20 protein-coding genes are annotated in these 19,325 nt (G+C 40.9%); 7 read left to right on the plus strand and 13 right to left on the minus strand.

Annotated elements, in window-relative coordinates; all coding sequences use genetic code 11:
- Window positions 1-97 precede the first annotated feature (97 nt).
- Both dapB and C9E88_RS00290 read left to right on the plus strand, forming a co-directional pair.
- The gene (dapB, locus tag C9E88_RS00285) at window positions 98-919 is read left to right on the plus strand and encodes a 4-hydroxy-tetrahydrodipicolinate reductase (RefSeq protein WP_106985628.1); all 822 of its coding nucleotides are present in this window, start codon (window positions 98-100) and stop codon (window positions 917-919) included.
- Window positions 920-976: 57 nt separating this feature from the next.
- Entirely contained in the window at window positions 977-1,621 is a 645-nt protein-coding gene (locus tag C9E88_RS00290; RefSeq protein WP_106985627.1) for an START domain-containing protein, read from the plus strand.
- Window positions 1,622-1,624: 3 nt separating this feature from the next.
- On the opposite strand, the gene C9E88_RS00295 is transcribed toward C9E88_RS00290, so the two are convergent.
- Window positions 1,625-2,062 (minus strand): hypothetical protein, encoded by a 438-nt coding sequence (locus C9E88_RS00295; protein WP_106985626.1) that lies wholly within the window; start codon window positions 2,060-2,062, stop codon window positions 1,625-1,627.
- A 98-nt stretch (window positions 2,063-2,160) separates the two neighbouring features.
- On the opposite strand from C9E88_RS00295, the gene C9E88_RS00300 reads away from it, so the two are divergent.
- Window positions 2,161-3,603, plus strand: coding sequence for an aminotransferase-like domain-containing protein (locus C9E88_RS00300; RefSeq protein ID WP_106985625.1), 1,443 nt, complete (start codon window positions 2,161-2,163; stop codon window positions 3,601-3,603).
- An 88-nt stretch (window positions 3,604-3,691) separates the two neighbouring features.
- Here C9E88_RS00300 and ahr read toward each other — a convergent pair whose 3' ends face one another.
- From ahr to C9E88_RS00360, 12 genes are all read right to left on the minus strand, one after another.
- Window positions 3,692-4,714, minus strand: coding sequence for an NADPH-dependent aldehyde reductase Ahr (gene ahr, locus C9E88_RS00305; protein ID WP_106985624.1), 1,023 nt, complete (start codon window positions 4,712-4,714; stop codon window positions 3,692-3,694).
- A 1-nt stretch (window position 4,715) separates the two neighbouring features.
- Window positions 4,716-5,297, minus strand: a complete 582-nt coding sequence (locus C9E88_RS00310) for a DNA-3-methyladenine glycosylase I (protein WP_106985623.1) — start codon at window positions 5,295-5,297, stop codon at window positions 4,716-4,718.
- An 18-nt stretch (window positions 5,298-5,315) separates the two neighbouring features.
- Window positions 5,316-5,561, minus strand: a complete 246-nt coding sequence (locus C9E88_RS00315) for a hypothetical protein (protein ID WP_106985622.1) — start codon at window positions 5,559-5,561, stop codon at window positions 5,316-5,318.
- Between the two features lie 16 nt (window positions 5,562-5,577).
- Window positions 5,578-6,087, minus strand: a complete 510-nt coding sequence (locus C9E88_RS00320) for a M23 family metallopeptidase (RefSeq protein WP_106985638.1) — start codon at window positions 6,085-6,087, stop codon at window positions 5,578-5,580.
- Window positions 6,088-6,174: 87 nt separating this feature from the next.
- Entirely contained in the window at window positions 6,175-7,206 is a 1,032-nt protein-coding gene (gene mutY / locus C9E88_RS00325; RefSeq protein ID WP_106985621.1) for an A/G-specific adenine glycosylase, read from the minus strand.
- Between the two features lie 769 nt (window positions 7,207-7,975).
- Window positions 7,976-8,338, minus strand: coding sequence for an HIT family protein (locus tag C9E88_RS00330; protein WP_106985619.1), 363 nt, complete (start codon window positions 8,336-8,338; stop codon window positions 7,976-7,978).
- Window positions 8,339-8,381: 43 nt separating this feature from the next.
- Window positions 8,382-9,134, minus strand: coding sequence for a dienelactone hydrolase family protein (locus tag C9E88_RS00335; RefSeq protein ID WP_106985618.1), 753 nt, complete (start codon window positions 9,132-9,134; stop codon window positions 8,382-8,384).
- A gap of 191 nt (window positions 9,135-9,325) precedes the next feature.
- Window positions 9,326-10,018, minus strand: a complete 693-nt coding sequence (gene bamJ, locus C9E88_RS00340) for a BamJ family beta-barrel-assembly machinery protein (protein WP_106985617.1) — start codon at window positions 10,016-10,018, stop codon at window positions 9,326-9,328.
- Window positions 10,019-10,076: 58 nt separating this feature from the next.
- A complete protein-coding gene (gene bamJ, locus C9E88_RS00345; RefSeq protein ID WP_106985616.1) occupies window positions 10,077-10,790 on the minus strand; it encodes a BamJ family beta-barrel-assembly machinery protein in 714 nt (237 codons plus the stop codon).
- Between the two features lie 270 nt (window positions 10,791-11,060).
- The gene (locus C9E88_RS00350; RefSeq protein ID WP_106985637.1) at window positions 11,061-13,256 is read right to left on the minus strand and encodes a polysaccharide biosynthesis tyrosine autokinase; all 2,196 of its coding nucleotides are present in this window, start codon (window positions 13,254-13,256) and stop codon (window positions 11,061-11,063) included.
- Between the two features lie 19 nt (window positions 13,257-13,275).
- A complete protein-coding gene (locus C9E88_RS00355; RefSeq protein WP_106985615.1) occupies window positions 13,276-13,704 on the minus strand; it encodes a low molecular weight protein-tyrosine-phosphatase in 429 nt (142 codons plus the stop codon).
- On the minus strand, window positions 13,704-14,759 hold the full coding sequence (locus C9E88_RS00360; protein WP_106985636.1) for a polysaccharide biosynthesis/export family protein: 1,056 nt from the start codon (window positions 14,757-14,759) through the stop codon (window positions 13,704-13,706). Before C9E88_RS00360 ends, C9E88_RS00355 begins: the two co-directional genes overlap by 1 nt.
- 445 nt (window positions 14,760-15,204) lie before the next feature.
- Between C9E88_RS00360 and tviB the strand changes: the two genes are divergently transcribed.
- Genes tviB through C9E88_RS00380 form a run of 4 tightly spaced genes read left to right on the plus strand, consistent with a single transcriptional unit; the run spans window position 15,205 to window position 19,294 of the window.
- Window positions 15,205-16,482 carry a Vi polysaccharide biosynthesis UDP-N-acetylglucosamine C-6 dehydrogenase TviB gene (gene tviB / locus C9E88_RS00365; protein WP_106985614.1) on the plus strand — a complete coding sequence of 426 codons (1,278 nt, stop codon included), beginning with the start codon at window positions 15,205-15,207 and terminating at the stop codon, window positions 16,480-16,482.
- A gap of 13 nt (window positions 16,483-16,495) precedes the next feature.
- Window positions 16,496-17,518, plus strand: a complete 1,023-nt coding sequence (locus C9E88_RS00370; protein ID WP_106985613.1) for an NAD-dependent epimerase/dehydratase family protein — start codon at window positions 16,496-16,498, stop codon at window positions 17,516-17,518.
- 10 nt (window positions 17,519-17,528) lie between these two features.
- Complete coding sequence (locus C9E88_RS00375) at window positions 17,529-18,701, plus strand: lipopolysaccharide biosynthesis protein (RefSeq protein WP_106985612.1); 1,173 nt, start codon at window positions 17,529-17,531, stop codon at window positions 18,699-18,701.
- Window positions 18,701-19,294 (plus strand): acyltransferase, encoded by a 594-nt coding sequence (locus C9E88_RS00380; RefSeq protein WP_106985611.1) that lies wholly within the window; start codon window positions 18,701-18,703, stop codon window positions 19,292-19,294. Before C9E88_RS00375 ends, C9E88_RS00380 begins: the two co-directional genes overlap by 1 nt.
- Window positions 19,295-19,325: the final 31 nt, after the last annotated feature.

Raw genomic sequence — 19,325 nt, forward strand, 5'->3', positions numbered from 1 at the left:
CGATGAAAAAAGCATAATTTTTTTGTGTCAAACTTAGCCAAAGTCAGGAGTTTTGCTATAGTAAGGGCAATTTTGAATCTAGCATTAGGAAAATGTTATGTCAGCAACTCCACGCATTGGCATTTTAGGGGCAGGCGGCCGTATGGGTCGTATTCTTATTCAAGCTGTTGAACAAGCAGGTTTTAAACTTGCAGCAGCTGTAGAACGTCCAGAAAGCTCACTTTTGGGTGCAGATGCAGGCGAACTTGCTGGCATTGGCCGTCTAGATGTGAAAATTGTCGGTAGTTTAGAAGAAGTTGTGAAGGACTGTGATGTCGTGATTGATTTCACTGCACCTGTAGCTACTGTCAATCACCTCAAAATTTGCCGTGAACATGGTGTTGCAATCGTGATTGGTACCACAGGCATGAATGATGAACAAAAAGCCTATTTAGATGCATCTGCAATAGAAACGCCCGTGGTTTATGCAGCCAACTATTCAGTCGGCGTGAATGTTTCAATCAAACTGTTGGAACTGGCATCGAAAGTATTTGGTGACACAGTAGATATCGAAGTGATTGAAGCACATCACCGTCATAAAGTTGACGCGCCATCAGGTACTGCACTGATGATGGGTGAAGCGATTGCTGAAACTTTGGGTCGTGACTTAAAACAAGACGCCGTATATCACCGTGAAGGCTATACTGGTCCACGTGAGCGCCAAAGCATTGGTTTCCAAACCATTCGTGGTGGCGATATTGTTGGTGAGCATACAGTAATGTTTATTGGTGAAGGCGAGCGTGTGGAAATTACGCATAAAGCGACCAACCGTATGAACTTTGCTGCGGGTGCAGTACGTGCAGCCGCTTGGGTCGTAGGCCGTGAAGCGCGTAAGTACGATATGAAAGATGTACTTGGATTTAACGATATTCAAGTATAAAAGCACTTCAAAATCCGCTATAAAAATAAAAGAAAACTAAAAAGACGAATAATTGGAATGAAAATAGCTTTGTTGATGGCCTGTGTACTCGCATGTTCTGCGACTACACAGGCAGCACCTACAGATAACGTTAAGCTCAGTATTAATAAAAACAATATTAAAGTTTGGACGATTCAAGACAGCCAAAATCCAATCATGATGTATAAAGCAGAAACCACGCTTAATGTTCCCATTGAACAAGCTGTGGCGCTGATTTTAGACGTGGATCATGCAATGGAATGGGTGCCTTTTTTAAGTCAAATGAAAGTATTATCGCGTGATGACAAAAAAGGTGAATTCCAACTGTACATGGTGTTGGATTTTCCATTTCCTCTAAAAGACCGTGATTTGGTTGTGCAAGGTAAAATGAGCAAAGATGCACAGGGCATCATTAGCATACAAAATAAAGCCATTAAAAAAGGCTATATGCTGAATAAAAACTACGTCCGACTGAATCAGTATGAAGGCGATTGGTCGTTTCAGAAATTAGGCCCACAAAAAGTCAAAGTATCGACCTATGGTTATGCCAATCCTGAAGGGTCTATTCCCTTGTCAGTCGTGAATATGTTTGTTCAACAGCAGCCTTATCAAATGCTGCAAAAAATGAAAGTAGAGCTAGAAAAACCAAAGAATTTCGCGCCCTTACCTGACATTTTAAAGTAGTGTTTAAAACTTTCTTTCCGGTGAACTCAATGTATACACGGTCAGTTGTTTCATCCGTTCAGGCTGAGGCAACTGTAGGCTAAGCAAGGTTTCTTCAGGTACTGCACCATTTGCCTCTGCTGATGGCGCCAGTTTAATTTGAAACTGCTGAGCACTGTTTTGTTCACAGTTAAAGCGCAATTTTTTTTGACTCGGCATGAGACGGGGTTGATAAGATGTCTGCGCCTGATACACATATAAGCGCTGACTGGCAACATGCTGTAATGCAGGCTGAATATGCCAGAGTTGATATTGGGTCAGATTTTGGGTTTTTAAAAAGCCTTCAATTAATGCACTACAAATAAAATGTTGCTGTTGAGCGACGGTATTGCCTTGTGGCTGGCAAGCTGAAAGTGCAATTGCACAACTGAATAGGCTGAGCGCTGTGGCTATTGTTCTCATGAATCGCTCCTGTATCCTTTTGAAAAACTGTACAGAAAGCTTAAATATGTTAGTGTTTAGGATACAGATACAGAAAATATAAAAAAACGGGTACAGATATGGCATTTCAATATCAGCTGCTGGCACAGCAGCTGAGGCAGAAAATATTGGCTGGGGATATTGTTGTCGGGCAACGCTTACCCTCATTACGTCAATTTTCTGAGCAGCAGAACATTAGTCTAAATACAGCAAAAAGCTGTTATGAAATGCTCGAAGCGCAAGGGCTGATTTATGTGAAAGCTAAGTCTGGCTATTTTGTACAGCGTCCCTCGACTGTGTCAGGTTGTGCTATTGATGCCCCAAAGCATCCAGATTTCAAGTCGGAAATGCGTGAAGTTTCCAATTTAGCACTGCAAATTGAAATTCATGAAGCCGCTATCAATAGCAAGCTCATTCATTTAGGATCAATTCAGCTTTCTCCGAATTTAGTCCCAGCCAAGGCATTAAGTCGTTCGATTCAACGTGCCTTAAAGTACAGCAAGCCTGAAGATTTTCTATATAGCGACCGCCAAGGGCATATTCGACTGCGTGAAGCACTGTCTGCCCATTGGGCTGAAGATGGCTTTCATATTGCCCCAGAATTGATTTATATCAGCAATGGTTGCATGCCAACATTGGCCGTTATGATTCAAAGCTTGACGCGTGAAGGGGATGGCGTGATTGTGCCAACCCCTAACTATAATGGGCAATTGCAGATGCTGGCCTTACTCAACCGTAAAATTGTGGAGATTCCTGCCAATACGGAAGGTTTTGACTTGGTACGATTGGAACAAGCCATGCAACAGTCAGGGGCTAAAGTTTGTTTACTCACTGCAAATTATCAAAATCCCTTGGGCTTTTGTTTGAGTAATGCAGATAAAGAAAAAATTGCGCAATTGGCTGCCAAATATCAATGCTATGTGATTGAAGATGATATTTATGCCGAATGTAGCTTTAGCATGCAACGACCGCTTCCGATTCAGTATTGGGATCAAGAGGGCTATGTGGTGTATTGCGGTTCTGTCTCTAAGTCATTATCACCTTCTTATCGCGTGGGATGGTTTTGTTTGCCTACACGCTTAAAACCAATGCATGCAAAAATTATTCTGCGCAATGTCTCAGTCAATACACCGCTGCAATTGGGCTTGGCAGATTTTATCTTTAGCCGCGAATATCGTCAGCACTTAACGGCATTACGCCCCCAGTTACAACAACAGGTACAGCAGTACCGTCAGTTTATTGCGCAGGCTTTTCATGGCATAGATTTTCGTCTTAATGATCCACAAGGGAATTATGCATTGTGGCTTCAATTTCCAGATCAGATTAATAGTTTAGCGCTGTATTATTTTGCTGCCGAACAAGGGATTAATTTGGTGCCGGGAATTTTATTTGGTGAAGACAGTCGCTATAACAATTGCATCCGCCTCAATGCAGGGCATGAGCTATCATTTGAGGTTCAGCAAGCCATTCAGTTACTCGCAGATTGGGTTCGGGCAGAGCTGGACAATCAAGCGGTTGCTTAAATATCGAAAGCAATACCTATGCTATGTCGATATAAAAAAAGCCTGCAGTGATGCAGGCTTTTTTAGTTTAGATTTGATCGCGCAGGGCTTAAAAATCTGCTTTGAGTACCACACGGTAGCGTACTTTACCTGAATGTAATCGTTCAATCGCCTCATTAATTTGTGACATAGGGAACAATTCAATTTGTGGTGCAATATTTTTACGCGCGGCAAATTTTAACAGTTGGCGCAAAGTGGCAGGTGAACCTGTTGGCGAGCCAGTGACCGATTTAGAACCACTGATGAGCGCACCTGCTGGAATTTGCATGGGTTCGAGTGCCAGCCCAAGCATGTGAATAGCGCCATTGGGTGCTAAAGTCGCAAGATAAGCCTGCCAGTTTAATGTGACATTCACGGTACTCAGTAAGAGGTCAAATTTGCCACGATGTGCTTTGAGTGCATTAGTATCACGGCTACTGACCACATGATCAGCGCCCATGGCTTTAAGCTCCTCGGTTTTATCTAAACTAGAGGTAAATGCAGTAATTTCACAGCCCCAAGCTTTAAGTAGTTTAATCGCCATGTGGCCAAGACCACCAATACCGATGACCCCGACATGATGAATGGCTTGAATCTCGTGTTTTAAAATGGGATCGAATACCGTGATGCCACCGCAAAGCAGTGGGCCTGCAGATTCAGGATCAAGATCATCCGGCAGAGGAATGACCCATTGCCAACCAGCACGGACTTTATCTGCAAAACCGCCTGCATGGCCAACAATCGTTGCAACTTTGTCACCAGTACACTGTACTTGCTGTCCTGCTACGCATGGGTCACAGCATTGGCAACTCTCAGCAGTCCAACCCACACCAACACGCTGACCTAATTTTAATCCTTTGGCTTCTGAACCTAAACGTGCAATGGTGCCAATAATTTCATGGCCAGCTACAACAGGATAAACAGCAGAGTTCCAGTCATTATCAATAACCGAAAGATCTGAATGACACAGGCCACAGTATTCAACTTTAATTTCGACCTGATGTGCGAGTAATTCACCCGCATCAAATTGATAAGGCTGTAGTGCTTCACCTGCCTGCATGGCTGCATAGGCATGAATGGTATTTTCACTCATCTCAACGCTCCTTTTTTGAGAGGATTTGATATTTAAAGTCACAACTATTTTCATGGTCATTGACCATGCCCACAGCTTGCATAAAGGCATAACAAATCGTTGGCCCTACAAATTTAAAGCCTTGCTTTTTTAGGCTTTTGGACATGGCTTGGCTTTCTATTGTTTGAGCTGGCGCTTGATAATAGTTGGGAACATCATTGCACAGTGTTGGTTGGACTGAAAATGACCACAACCATGCCACAGGGTCGATACCCGCGAGTTTTAAATTTTGCCATGCAATGGCGTTGCTACGAATGGCCTGTAATTTACCTAGGTGACGAATCACATTTGGGTCTTTGACAATGTTTCCCAGTTGCGTATCGCTCATATTGGCAATGCTGGCGATATCGTGTTGAAAAAAATGTTGGCGATATGCCTGACGTTTTTTAAGTACGGTGATCCAAGATAGCCCAGCTTGCTGGCCTTCTAAGCACAACATTTCAAACAGTTGTGCTTCATCATGTAGCGGGTGCCCCCATTCATGATCGTGGTATTGGATATACAACGGGTCTTGTGTACACCACGCACAGCGTTGGGCGCTCATGGTTTTGAGTTGATCCAATTAAAGCTTAAATTCAGACCATTGGTCATTTTGATTGTCCCAATAAGACAGTGTCGCTTGATCTAAGTCACTAAATTGAATCCATACATCCTTGCCCGCTTTGTCTGCATAGCCTGTACTGATCATGAGTGCTTCTTCGGTAATTTCCATAATCCAGCCTTGATGGGTCTGTCCAGCCACGGTGATTTTTTGTTGGTTACCTGATTCTGCAAATTCAACAAGGCGGCTGATCAGTGCTTCTGACATGAATGTTTCCTGATAATTAACGTAAATAAGGGAAGGGGTTAACTGCACCTCGGCCTTTGCCATTTAAGTAAATACCATAGTGTAGATGTGGGGCAGTATGGCGAGCGTTGCCGGTATTGCCCACATAGCCAATGAGATCACCTTTTTTGACATAATCTCCGACTTTAAGTCCACGCTTATGGTCATCTAAATGTGCATAGTAATGCCAAGAGCCTGCTGGCCCGATTATCCATACCACTTTACCACCCAAATTGTTATTGCGTAAGTCAGCAATCAAGCCTTCGGTGGCGGTGTAGACTTTCGTTCCACGTGGAGCCAAGATATCTATCCCTTCATGTGTACGACCACTGCTACGTGATGCACCCCAAGTATCTTTTAAATTTTTGGCTTTAATATCGTCTACAGGCACTGGCAGTTTAGTTGGCAAGCGCATCTGTTGGAGTTTTTGAATTTGTGCGGGGGGCAGTGTAGGTTTGGCGGGTGCTGGTGGTGTGCTGGTACAAGCGGCCAGCCAAAGCAGATTCATTCCTAAAATGACAATTGCAATCCAGCGTAGCACGGCAATCCCTCTATGATCTAATTGGATGTGCCGAAGCACTGTGTTCTGACTATGTCATAGATTGATGGCTGAGATCAATTTTTTCATTGCGGTTGGAATTCCGAGTGCAGATGCGGCTTGTGGTGTTAGCCATTGCGCATTGAACTCGATTGCCAAATGTTCTTTTTGATCTGGAGGAAGTTCAACGGCAATCGCATCAAGGTGCCAGGTAAAATGGGTAAAGCTATGTGAAATTTGTGCACGAGAAATTTCTTTTTTCAGTGCATAGCGTTGCAATTCATTTTGGAAATCAAGTGCACTTTCATAAATTGGCAAACACCATAAACCACCCCATAAGCCCTGATTTGGACGCTGTATCCAAAGCCATTCTCCAGCAGATTGAATCAACAAGACCTGTGCTTCTTTAACTGGAACAGGCTTTTTGGCTTTTTTAAATGGCAGTTCAGTTTCAATGCCTTGCTGATGCGCCTTGCAATGCTGCTGCATTGGGCAATAGAGGCAAAGCGGTTTTTTGGGCGTGCAGACGGTTGCACCTAAATCCATAATTGCTTGCGTATAGTCATGATTACGCTCAGTAGGACATAACTGCGTTGCTAAAGCCCACATTTCACGTTCATGTTGTGGCTTAGACAGGTCATCTTCAATGGCAAAAAAGCGTGAGAGCACACGTTTAACGTTGCCATCCATAATCACGCCGTATTCACGTAAGCCCAGAGACATTAAGGCCCCAGCGGTTGAACGACCAATGCCAGGCAGTTCAATCCATTGTTCTAAATTGCTAGGAAATGCTCCTTTTTGCGCGACAATGCCAGCTGCTTTATGTAAATTTCGCGCGCGGGCATAGTAGCCTAAACCAGCCCAATAAGGCGCCACATCATCCCAGCTGGCACGACCTAAGTCCTGTACAGTGGGAAAACGCATAATAAAACGCTCAAAATACTGCAAGACGGTTTTGACCTGCGTTTGTTGGAGCATTATTTCAGACACCCAGACTTTGTATGGATCATCGACAACTTGCCAAGGCAAATCATGGCGACCATGAACATCAAACCAAGCCAGTAAAGCATCTGAAAATTTAAAAGACATGGAACATCATTAATACAGTGAAAAACGCGCTTTATTGTAGACCATTCAAATTTGATGCGCTTTGATTTAACTTTAAAATTGTAAAATCAATAATGAATTTGGTGTTTATTATTGTTTTATTTAGATATTTTCTTAGGGTTGAGATCGATGTGCATTCTAATTTGTAGGTATTAAAAATAATGGGAATTGCTGAATATTCAAAAAGACATTATGTTCAAATTAGTCTGATCATTATATTTTCCTCATTCACAATACATACTTTAAGAGAGCATTTTTTTCTAATTAATAAAGCTAAAGAACTATCAAAAAATCATCAGAATATATATTTAGGATGCTTGTATTTAGAAAAAGCATTTTCAACTAAGCATGGAATCGAAAGACATGAGGTCAATATAAATGGTGAGAAGCTTTTACTTCAAAATATGAATATTCATGGTTTTCCATTTCACTATAAGTATTTTGTTTTTCAACAAAAAATTAAGCATAAAACCTGCTATAAAGTTCGATATATTCAAGTGAATTATCTACTCGCAAACAGAACATATATTTATGATTTAGTAGAATAAATCTGTCATAAGGATCATTAATCTATTGAACCAAATGGCTGTTATTAGAAATCTAAAGTGCTCATGTCGGATAGGAATCGTTGTTCACGATTTAGTTAGATTAAGTGCCCATGAATATAAGCATAAATATCAACATTCTAAAAGCGTAGAAAAAAAGATACAGGCCCCAATAGGACCTGTATCTAAACATCGTTACTCAAAAATTAAGGCTGTGCTATGTTGCCCCAGCGCTGATCAAGGACTAAGTCTTGGTTGTCATAATAGGGGATAATGTGAATATGCAAATGCTCAGCTTCTGTGCCAAATGCATGGCCGTCATTAAACCCAATATGAAAACCCGCTGGCTGATGAATTAAATTTAATTCATTGCGCGCTTGTTCCAATAAAGACATTAAGCTTTTACGTTCTTTGTCAGTGATTTCAAAAAATGAACTGACATGACGTATTGGAATAATGACACAATGTCCTTTAGATAGGCTTTGGGGTTCTGGGAGAATCAATCCAAATTCATTTTGTGCCAGTACTGCATAATCATTGTAGTCACAATAAGGGCAGTGCGTATTCATTGTTCTATCCTCCTTCGAATCAGTGGATATTCAAATTATAAACTTAAATTTGCTCAGCAGTTTTAAGATTGCGGTCGAGTAAATCGTACATGGCAGCCAGACTCTTTTTTTCTGCTTCGGCGTTATAGCCTAAGTCAACGCCATTGGCTTGAGCACGTTCATCTGCTAATGGATTTGAGAATCCATGTTTAGCATCTTCATATACAATGACGTCATGCTCAACCTGAGCGCTAAACATTTCTTCTTTAAATTTTGCGACATCATCTAGACTAACCATGCTGTCCTCTGCACCATGGAGGACCAAAATTTCTGCCTGAACTTGACCTGCTTGTGCAGGCGTTTGTGCAGATAAATTGGCATGGAATGTTGCAACAGCTTTGAGCTGTGCACCAGAGCGCGCCAAATCCAATACAACTTTTCCTCCATAGCAAAAACCAATCGCACCCAGTTGGGAAGCATCCACTTCTGCTTGAGATGCAAGACAGTTCAGTGCTGCTGTAGCACGATCTACAATGGTATTGCTTTGCTCGAAAGTTTGCATCATCCAAGCATAGGCTTGTTTTGCATCTGTGGTGACGTTTTTATTGCCGTACATGTCGAGGGCCAAAGCGGCATAGCCATGTTCTGCTAGTTCTCGTGCGCGCTGCTCTGTATAGTCATTTCGTCCCCACCATTCAGGTGAAACCAGTACGCCAGGTACGACTTGATCTGTTTCAGGTGTGGCAAAATATCCAATTAAAGTTGTTCCATCTACCGCCTTATATTGAATTTCACGTGTTTTTATTTTCAGAGCCATGAAGCCAAATCCTTGTTCCAATACGAATGCAAAGATTAAAGCATAAAAATATGATTTATTTATGATAAATGCGTAAATTGCAGGCTAATAAATTAGGGTAAAAGTACACTATCCTGCACGGAATATAGAGCTGACTTAGGGCTGAGGCAGGCTTATCATCCCGTAGGGCAATAAGCCAAAATTGTAATGAATTATTTAGAATTCACGTTGAGTAACTCAACATCAAAAATTAAGGTGCTATTGGGTTCAATGACATCACCTGAACCAATTTGACCATAGGCCAAATTTGCAGGAATAAAGAAGCGATATTTCGCGCCTTCTTTCATCAGTTGTAAGCCTTCCGTCCAGCCTTGAATCACTTGGCTGACTTGAAAGTTAGCAGGGTGGTTACGTGCAATTGAACTGTCAAAAACAGTATCATCAATTAAGCGACCTTCATAATTGACGGTCACATTTGAATTGGCCTTAGGCGATTTGCCGGTTCCCTCTTTGATGACAATATATTGCAAACCAGACTTGGTGGTTTTAACCCCTTCTTTTTTGGCATTTTCAGCTAAAAATGCAGTACCAATTTTTGCATTTTCGTCGGCTTTTTGTTTTAGCTCGATCAATTGTTTCGCTTCTGCTCGACGCTTAAATTGGGTCAATACACGCGTCATTTCTTCGTCAGTTAAGGTTGCAGTTTGCCCTTGAGATGATGCTTTTAAGCCCTGTACAAAGGCATCAAGATCCATATCTTTCATGGCATCGGCATTACTACGACCCATTAAGTAACCAAAGCTATAGCCCACTTGTTCGGCAGTGCTACTTTGCGTATTAATGTCTTTTGCGAAGGTCGTGCCACTCAAAAGTGCACAGCATAGCAGGCTTATTTTAATTTTCATGTTGTTTGTTTCCAGAAGAAATGAAGGAGAGCAAATGCTCTCCTTGGGATCATTTTTGTTATTTCACTTTAATCAGTTCAACATCAAAAATAAGCGTGCTATTTGGTGGAATTGTGCCAGGAACGCCGTTTTCACCATAACCTAATTTTGCTGGAATATAGAGCGTTGCTTTACCGCCTTCTTTCATCAATTGTAAGCCTTCAGTCCAACCAGGAATTACTTGATTCAGTGGGAACTCAATTGGCTCACCGCGTTCAATTGAACTATCAAAGACTTTACCGTCGACCAATTGGCCTTTGTAATGGACTGTCACGATCGAATTGGCTTGAGGTTGTTTCCCTGTACCTTCTTTCGTAATTTTATACTGTAAGCCAGATGCGGTTGTTACAACACCTGGTTTCTTTTTATTTTCAGCAAGGAAGGTGTCACTCGCAACTTGTACTTGTTGCACTTGATCATGCTGTTTTTGTTGCATGTCTTTTTGGAACTGTACATAGGCTTGTTGTAATTCTTCTTCTGTATAAGCTGGTTGGGTGCGGGCATGGCCTGCACGAACACCTGTCACAAAGCTATCAATATCGAGCTCTGGAGGAGTTTGGTGAGCAACTTCATAGCCCAATGCATAGCTAATTTTTGCGACAGCAGAGGCATTGGCTGCAGGTTGAGTTGAAGTCGCAGCCTGTACAGCTGGTTTTTGTGACGCAAAATACACTGGAACAAGTGCAGCACCGCCTAGTACAACAGCGACAGCAATGGGTAGGGCCTTACTCATAAAATTTCCCAAATTATTCTAAATCTATAAAGTTGCTGAAAGATTAGCAGACTTTTCCAGCTGTGGTGCAATAGCTTGTGTGAATTACACCTGATTTGAGCTGGAAAACTCATCATAGTCATGTCATATAAAATATTCTATAACAGACTGAATGTATAAAACATTTATCATACAAATAAAATGGATTTAATCGCCTATTCTACTGTGCTTTAAAGTCTTTGCTGGTATAAAAAAACCAATGCAGTGCATTGGTTTTTAAACAATCAAGATTTAGTCCTGATCTTTATTGGCTTTATAACCATAAGAGTAATTATAGCCATAACCGTAGCCATAACCACCTGTGCCACGCTGAATATCATTCAGAATCACACCATTAATTTTGACACCCACTTGTTCAAAGCGGTTCATGGTCAATTCAAGCTCTTTCATTTGCGTTTTAGCAAAGCGTGCAATCACCAGATTTACACCAGTATATTGTGAAATGATAATACCATCGGTCACAGCCAACACAGGCGGTGTATCAATAATAATATGGTCATAGAGTGGTGAAAGTTGCTCTAAAAGTGCTGCGAATTTTGCAGAGCTGAGAAGTTCTGATGGATTCGTTGGGCTCTTGCCACGAGTAATTACACTTAAGCCAGAAATTTCAGATGGTTTGATAATCGCATCTAAATTTTGTTGGTTATTTAAGTAATCAGCAAGACCAGGGGTATTTTCAGTGTTGAAATATTTATGCAAATAACCGCGACGCATATCTGCATCAATAATCAATACGCGTTTATTGCTTTGCGCCAAAATTGCGGCCAAATTGGTCGAGATAAATGATTTACCTACTTCAGGTGCTGGGCCTGAAATCATAATTAAATTATTTTTGGCACTACTCATTGCAAAATGAATCGCGGTACGCATGCTACGTAGGCTTTCAATAGCAATGTCATCGTTATTTTTAACTGCAAGAACAGGAATAGTTTTCTTTTTCTTTAACAGTTTAATACGACTTTCTTGTACTGGTGAACGCGGTACAGTGGCATAAACAGGTAAATCAAGTTCATTTTCAATTTGTGATGAGTCTTTAATACCTGTGCGCATCATATTACGCAGTAATGCAAGGAGTGTACCTAAGAAGCCACCTACAAAAATGGATAAAACTAAAATGATTAATTTCTTGGGTTTGATCGGCTCTACAGGCTCGATCGCATGGTCTACGATGCGAACATTGCCAATTTCACCCGCTTTAGCAATACGCAGTTGTTGGTAAGAGTTTAGTAGGGAAGTATACAGTTGATTTTTCACTTCAACTTCACGATATAACTGCAAGTAACGACGTTGTAGGTCAGGCAGTTGCTTGAGTGTATTTTCTAATTCACCAATTTTTTTATTCAGCGCACTCAGCTGGGCCGTCATCTGTTGCATCACAGGATGTTCGTTCGTGTACTTCGCACCAGCTTCGGCAACTTTTTGCTCTAACTCTGCTTTTTGTGTTTCTAGGGTTACACTTTGTGTTAAGTAGAGTTCAGATTCTTTGGTGACATCAACCGTATTATATTGTTGACGGAATTTGTTAAATTCACGTTCAGCTGTATCCAGTTGTTTTTTTAATTCTGGTAATTGTTCATCCAAGAATTTTAGGGTTTGTGCACTTTCTGCAGAGCTACGATCAATATTCTGTTGTTTATAAACATCTAAGATGGCATTGAGTACTTTGGTGATATGTTCTTGATCTTGACCTTGATAATTAAGGCCAAGTACACCAGTTAGTTTTCCTTTTTCTGCAACAGAGTAGTCGTCAAGAATATTTTTTACTGCATTCGGAAGAGAAAGTTTTTGAATTATATATTGGTCATTGAATTGATCTTGACTAAATATGGTAACGATCCAAAGGCCTTCGGGTGTCGATACTCTATTTTCCTTATTTAGATCACCAGAAAATACAATTTGTTCTGTTTTTTTATCTGTAAGTGTGAACTTTCTATTTTGGAATTTGAGTTGTAATGGTTTATCTAGATAACTGTTAGGAACTGACAATTTTCGGATATCAAAAGCCTGCTCATTGTCTTTAAACACCACTGAATTTTTGAGATATTCTGTAGAGTAATCGTGCGGTGCAAATAAACGATTTGTAAAGGTATCTGAATTGCCTTGAATTGTGATATCTAAATTTAAATTTTGAATGACTGTGCCAAGTACTAGGCGTGAGCGTAAAAGTTCAATTTCAGTTTGAGCGGGTTGCTTTTGATCAATCATATTCGAAAGATCACCCAGTAAGGCTGCAGATGCCCCTTTACCTTCTTCTACTTGTACTAAAGCATCGACAGAATATGTATCTGGCGTGGTACGTAAATAGAGCAGGGCGCAGACCAAACTTAAAATAACGCAGAGCGCAATCAGTTTCCACTGAGCAATTAATGAGAAAAATAATTCTTTTAAGTCAATGGTATCTTCAGTATTGGTGTTTTGTTGGCTCATAATCGTCATTCAAAAATAATTAAATATGGTTTTTCCAGTCAGTGACACATTGCTGAATGAGTGCACAGGCTTCATTAAATGTTTCTTGATCCTTTTGATAAGGATCGGCAACGTTGCGTCCTTGCCAATGACCTAAGCGAAAGGTTTTTCCCTTGGCAAAAGGCCAAGTCTGCTCGACATGTTTTTGCTGATTTTGACTCATCACCAGAATCAGATCTGCTTGTTTGATGAGTTCAGCATTCAATTTACGCGCCACATGTGCCTGCATTTGAATCCCCAATTCCGCCATGCAATGTTGCGCTTTTTCATCTGCAGGATGCCCCACCAGCCCTGAAATACCTGCAGAATGGATTTTTAAATGAGGAAGTTCCTGTTTAAAAAAATATTCTGCCATAGGACTACGACAAATATTACCAATGCAGACCACTAAGATATTTTGAATCTGCATTACTGACCTAACCGATCTAAGTTGGAAATTGCGCTAGAGAAGGGCAGTACTTGATTGACTACACGTTGCCAGCGCGCAAGCCCAGATGCATCTACATACACAATATCATTACTACGCATCTTGAACTGATTGGCCAAGCCAAAGTCACCAATGCTGGCTAAATTTAAATGATAAATTTCAGTTACTGGATGATCGGCACCACTACGTACGACGTAAATTTTGCCACGACTTGCAGAAAGTGGATTTAAACCTAAGCTTTCACCCAACACATCGCTGAGCGTCATCCCTTGATCACGCATTGGTAGGGATTGATTTTTTCCAGATTCACCCATCACATAAATCTTTTGGTTTTCACGTGAGTTGACGTAGAGCGTATCATTGGCTTGAATGAGCAGGTTATGCAGAGAATAGCCTGCTTTTTCTAATTCAATACTATTGAGCGTATAGGTTTGTCCTTGGCGCACGAGGGTAATTGAAGTATTGTCACCAAATTGTGTATTTACCCCACCAGCAAGACCTAAGGCAGTATATACACTAACAGGTTGATCATTGAGGAAGAACTGTCCACCTTTCATGACATTACCCTGAACTGAGTAACGCTGGCCTTGATAGGATAAAACACGTGCGACTACATCAGGTGTTTTAAGATAACGTGACAATTGACTGCGAAGTTCTTGGTTGACTTGGGCCAACGATTTACCTGAGGCTTTATAACGACCAATGACAGGGAATTGAATATAACCCTGCTGGTCAATTTGATAACCATTAGATTGAACACCAACGTCATTATTAATATTGTTTACTGGTGGTGTAATTTCTGGATAAGCCCATAAATAAATAGACAGAATATCGCCAGCACTGAGTTTATAATTGTTATGTGTGCGATTAAATAAATGCGCAAAACTTTGTTGATTAAATTGAGCAGGTTGAAAAGCAGGAAGAGATTCTTGTGTGATTTTTACCACATTAACCTGTGTTCCAAGTTCAGTTTGGTATAAACCTTCACTTGGTAAATCATAGGTTTGTAAGCCTGAAGTAATTGCACAGCCAGTCATTCCCAAGCTGAGAGCTGCGATTAAACTGTAACGGTATAAGTCCACTCTAAATCAAATCCTATTTATAAAAATAATTGGGTCACACACATACGGGTTAACAAAACCCCAAATATAGATTAAAACACGGTATGAATTTATACCATTATTGTGCCCTAATATAACACAAGAAAACTTTGCGTCGTAAGCTTTTCAAAAATATCTGATGTAAGCCAGTTCATCTGTTTTTAGGTGCTGCTTAATATGTATTTGAATATTGAACTGATTTATTAAAATAAGCATTTATAAATATTGTTAAGACTATTTCTATAATGTATCTCAGGTTGTATTCCAGTTGATTTATGTGGTGATCGCTTATTCTAGCGCATCATTTAGTAGCAAATTCTGCTATATTAGCAAGCTCATTATCATGTCATGATGATTCATCATCAATCGCATAGGCTTCTGTATGTTACAGCTTTCTGAACTAAAAATAGCAATTATTGGTCTAGGTTATGTGGGACTTCCTCTTGCAGTAGAATTTGGAAAAAAAGTACCCGTGGTGGGTTTTGATATCCATCAAAAGCGTATTGATGAGCTACAAAGCGGGCAGGATCATACTTTAGAAGTTTCACCTGAAGAATTACAACAAGCAGCACATTTAAGCTACACCACGAATTTACAGCAACTCGAAGACTGTAATTTCTTTATTGTTACTGTTCCGACCCCAATTGACGAATATAAACAACCAGATTTAACCCCATTGGTTAAAGCTTCAGAAAGCATTGCAAAAGTGTTGAAAAAAGGTGATGTGGTTGTCTATGAATCAACGGTTTATCCGGGTGCAACGGAAGAAGTTTGTATTCCTGTTTTAGAGAAAAACTCAGGTTTAACATTTAATCAAGATTTTTATGCAGGTTATAGCCCTGAGCGTATTAACCCAGGCGATAAACTGCACCGTGTGACGAATATTTTAAAAATCACCTCGGGTTCTACACCTGAAGTCGCTGATTATGTTGATGCAGTTTATAACCTGATTATTGAAGCAGGCACACACAAAGCAACCAGCATTAAAGTGGCAGAAGCAGCCAAGGTAATTGAAAACACCCAGCGTGATGTGAATATTGCCTTAATTAATGAATTGGCATTGATTTTCAATAAAATGGGTATTGATACCGAAGCGGTATTACAAGCAGCAGGTACCAAATGGAACTTTCTTCCATTCCGTCCGGGTTTGGTTGGCGGTCACTGTATTGGCGTTGACCCGTACTATTTAACCCATAAAGCACAAGCGATTGGTTATAACCCAGAAATTATTTTAGCGGGTCGCCGTTTAAATGATGGTATGGGTGCTTATGTAGTAACGCAGTTGGTGAAAGCCATGCTGAAAAAACGCATTCAAGTAGAAGATGCCAAAGTCTTAATTTTAGGCTTAAGCTTTAAAGAAAACTGCCCGGATATTCGTAATACCCGCATCATTGATATTGTGAAAGAATTGCAAGAATATCATGTCAATGTTGATGTATATGATCCATGGGTGGATGCTGCTGAAGCTGTGCATGAATATGGGATTCAGCCTGTACAAGCGCCTGCACAAGGTGAATATGATGCTGTGATTTTGGCAGTCGCGCATGAGCAATTTAAAGACATGGGCGTAGATGCCATTCGTGCTTTGGGTAAGGCTGATCATGTACTCTATGATTTGAAATACGTGTTATCTCAAGCTGAATCTGATCTTCGTTTGTAAGAGGCATACCAAAATGAATCAATATCAACAGGTATGTGAAAACCTTAAAACAGCGCCTAAAATATGGTTAGTCACAGGTGTTGCGGGCTTTATTGGCTCGAATCTTCTCGAAACATTGCTTAAGCTCAACCAAACCGTAGTGGGTTTAGATAACTTTGCTACAGGTCACCAGCATAATTTGGATGAAGTACAAAGTTTAGTCACTGCTGAGCAATGGGCAAAATTCAGTTTTATTGAAGGTGATATTCGCCAATTTGCCGACTGCCAAAAAGCCTGTGCAGGTGTGGATTATGTCTTGCATGAAGCTGCTTTAGGTTCTGTACCGCGTTCGATTGCCGATCCGATTACCACCAATGACACCAATATCAGTGGTTTCTTAAACATGCTGACTGCTGCGCGTGATGCAGGGGTTGCCAGCTTTACATACGCAGCCAGCAGTTCGACTTATGGTGATCATCCTGCATTGCCAAAAGTTGAAGAAAACATTGGTAATCCGCTTTCACCGTATGCAGTGACCAAGTACGTGAATGAGCTATATGCCGATGTCTTTGCACGCAGCTACGGTTTTAAAGCGATTGGCCTGCGTTACTTTAACGTGTTTGGTCAGCGCCAAGATCCAAACGGTGCTTATGCCGCAGTCATTCCAAAATGGACAGCATCGATGATTGATGGTGAAGATGTCTTCATCAATGGTGATGGTGAAACCAGTCGTGACTTCTGTTTTATTGATAATACGGTTCAAGCCAATATCTTGGCGGCGACTGCATCAGATGAGGCAAAAAACCAAGTGTATAACGTGGCTGTGGGTGACCGTACTACGTTGAATGAGTTATATCGTGCCATTCAGGTGGCACTTGCTGAAAATGCGGTGAACTTTGAGCGCGATCCTGTGTACCGTGATTTCCGAGCTGGTGATGTACGTCATTCACAAGCCAGCATTACCAAAATTGAGCAAGGCTTGGGTTATGCACCGCAGTTTAAAATTGCCGAAGGCATTCAATTGGCCATGCGTTGGTACGTCAATAATTTAAAATGATCTTGAACCGATGATTGCGAAACTCTTCGCAAAGTATCAGTCTATTGGATTGATTACACTCAGTTTACTGGCAGGTGCGATAATGACATTTATCGCACTTCCTGTTTTAACACGCCTATATTCTGTTGCTGATTTTGGCGCGTATGGCATTGCTTTGGCGATTGTCAGTGTACTTTCAACAGTAGCCAATTTGCGTTTGGATCAAGCGCTGTTGGTCGCTGAGGATCAAGATAAAAAAAGCCTGATTTTTGAAGGGACTGTATTCTCAACAGTAATCGCTGTGATGAGTGGCATCGTTATCAGCCTGATTTTAAATGTTGAAATGGCATGTGCTGTGGCAACCGGTGTGCTTGCCAATACCTTGCTTCAGAGTGTTTATAACTATCAATTTGCTGCGCATAAGGAATATTTTTGTGCGAGCTTAAATATTTTTAGAAGTGCGATTGTGGTTGCAGTGCAATTGAGTTTGCCACTGTTCATGCAGATCAGTTTGGTGAATAGCTACAATGTCAGCTCGATCCTGATGATCGTGGCGATGTTGCTCTACATATTGAAGTATCAGCTCTATCAAGTCAGTTGGCGCGCGTTTAAAAATTATCAAGACTTTATCTATGCCAATACGCCACATGCCTTGCTGAATAGTTTTTCACATAACTTGCCATACTATGTGGTGTCGCATTTTGTGGGTGTGCAGGCGATGGGCTTCTATACCATTGTCGAACGGACTTTACGTGTTCCAATTAATCTGATCTCACAAACCCTGCGTCAGTTTTTTATTCGCAAATTTAAAGATGCAGATTCAAGCCAGAATGCGTTAAAAGCCAGTGTGCTACTGAGTTTAGTTTCACTGCCATTATTTGCCTTGGTCTTTGTATTGCCTGAATCGGTATATCTTTGGATTTTTGGTTCTGAATGGGTTGGTATCTCAACTTATTTCCAAATTTTAGCGTTGGGCTATTGGGCGGTTTTCTGTAATCCGCCAAGCTCGGCTTATTTAATTGCCAAGCGCAATAGCCAAGTCTTATTTAAACTGCAAATCGTAGAACTCATCATTAAGTTCGCTTTATTTGCAGGCTTATATGTTTTATGTACCGATAAAATTTATATGCTCTTGGCGGTGCCTGTGGCACTAATCATTTATAACTTTGCCATTTTATATGTGGTGTGGAGAAACAAAAGCTGATGTTTTTTAAACTGTTAAAACTGATGAATTGGTTCACTGCACAATGCCGTCAGCAATTTTATAACCTGGCTTTTGGCACGAAATTTCGTTATTTCGGTAAGGCTTGTACGGTCGAAATTAGTGGACAAGTGAAGATCGGTCAGAATGTTTATATTGGCGATCATGTCAGTTTAATTGTCGAGCAAGGTGCAAGCTTAGAAATCGCGGATAACAGTTTTATTGGTGAAAGTTGTTACATCAAATGCTTTGGTGGCAAGGTGTCGATTGGCAAAGATGTCAGCATTAACTCTAAGTCATTTATTAATGGCTGTGGCGGTGTGAGCATTGGTGATAACACTCGTATAGGCACGCAAAGCATTATCATTGCCAGTAATCATAAATTTGGTGAACCTGATGTGTTGGTGAAAGATGCGATTACCAAACAAGGCGTGAGTTTAGGCGAAAATATTTGGCTGGGTGCGCGGGTGACGGTACTTGATGGTGTGAAAATTCCAAGTGATTCGGTGATTGGCGCGTGTAGCCTCGTGTCGAAACCTTTGGATGAATCGGGTGTCTATGTCGGCAGTCCTGCTAGAAAAATCAAATCGCTGTGATCTTATTTTTTCATCCTGCATCGTGACTGCG

Source organism: Acinetobacter cumulans, from assembly GCF_003024525.3.
Lineage (GTDB): Bacteria > Pseudomonadota > Gammaproteobacteria > Pseudomonadales > Moraxellaceae > Acinetobacter > Acinetobacter cumulans.

Coding starts and splice junctions, on each gene's coding strand:
- C9E88_RS00330 (WP_106985619.1), bottom strand. CDS start 8,338: ATGAATACGCACTGCCCTTATTGTGACTACAATGATTATGCAGTACTG.
- mutY (WP_106985621.1), bottom strand. CDS start 7,206: ATGTCTTTTAAATTTTCAGATGCTTTACTGGCTTGGTTTGATGTTCAT.
- bamJ (WP_106985616.1), bottom strand. CDS start 10,790: ATGAGTAAGGCCCTACCCATTGCTGTCGCTGTTGTACTAGGCGGTGCT.
- C9E88_RS00310 (WP_106985623.1), bottom strand. CDS start 5,297: ATGAGCGCCCAACGCTGTGCGTGGTGTACACAAGACCCGTTGTATATC.
- C9E88_RS00355 (WP_106985615.1), bottom strand. CDS start 13,704: ATGCAGATTCAAAATATCTTAGTGGTCTGCATTGGTAATATTTGTCGT.
- C9E88_RS00300 (WP_106985625.1), top strand. CDS start 2,161: ATGGCATTTCAATATCAGCTGCTGGCACAGCAGCTGAGGCAGAAAATA.
- C9E88_RS00335 (WP_106985618.1), bottom strand. CDS start 9,134: ATGGCTCTGAAAATAAAAACACGTGAAATTCAATATAAGGCGGTAGAT.
- C9E88_RS00315 (WP_106985622.1), bottom strand. CDS start 5,561: ATGTCAGAAGCACTGATCAGCCGCCTTGTTGAATTTGCAGAATCAGGT.
- C9E88_RS00380 (WP_106985611.1), top strand. CDS start 18,701: ATGTTTTTTAAACTGTTAAAACTGATGAATTGGTTCACTGCACAATGC.
- C9E88_RS00360 (WP_106985636.1), bottom strand. CDS start 14,759: ATGACTGGCTGTGCAATTACTTCAGGCTTACAAACCTATGATTTACCA.
- C9E88_RS00350 (WP_106985637.1), bottom strand. CDS start 13,256: ATGAGCCAACAAAACACCAATACTGAAGATACCATTGACTTAAAAGAA.
- dapB (WP_106985628.1), top strand. CDS start 98: ATGTCAGCAACTCCACGCATTGGCATTTTAGGGGCAGGCGGCCGTATG.
- tviB (WP_106985614.1), top strand. CDS start 15,205: ATGTTACAGCTTTCTGAACTAAAAATAGCAATTATTGGTCTAGGTTAT.
- C9E88_RS00290 (WP_106985627.1), top strand. CDS start 977: ATGAAAATAGCTTTGTTGATGGCCTGTGTACTCGCATGTTCTGCGACT.
- ahr (WP_106985624.1), bottom strand. CDS start 4,714: ATGAGTGAAAATACCATTCATGCCTATGCAGCCATGCAGGCAGGTGAA.
- C9E88_RS00375 (WP_106985612.1), top strand. CDS start 17,529: ATGATTGCGAAACTCTTCGCAAAGTATCAGTCTATTGGATTGATTACA.
- C9E88_RS00295 (WP_106985626.1), bottom strand. CDS start 2,062: ATGAGAACAATAGCCACAGCGCTCAGCCTATTCAGTTGTGCAATTGCA.
- C9E88_RS00370 (WP_106985613.1), top strand. CDS start 16,496: ATGAATCAATATCAACAGGTATGTGAAAACCTTAAAACAGCGCCTAAA.
- C9E88_RS00320 (WP_106985638.1), bottom strand. CDS start 6,087: ATGAATCTGCTTTGGCTGGCCGCTTGTACCAGCACACCACCAGCACCC.
- bamJ (WP_106985617.1), bottom strand. CDS start 10,018: ATGAAAATTAAAATAAGCCTGCTATGCTGTGCACTTTTGAGTGGCACG.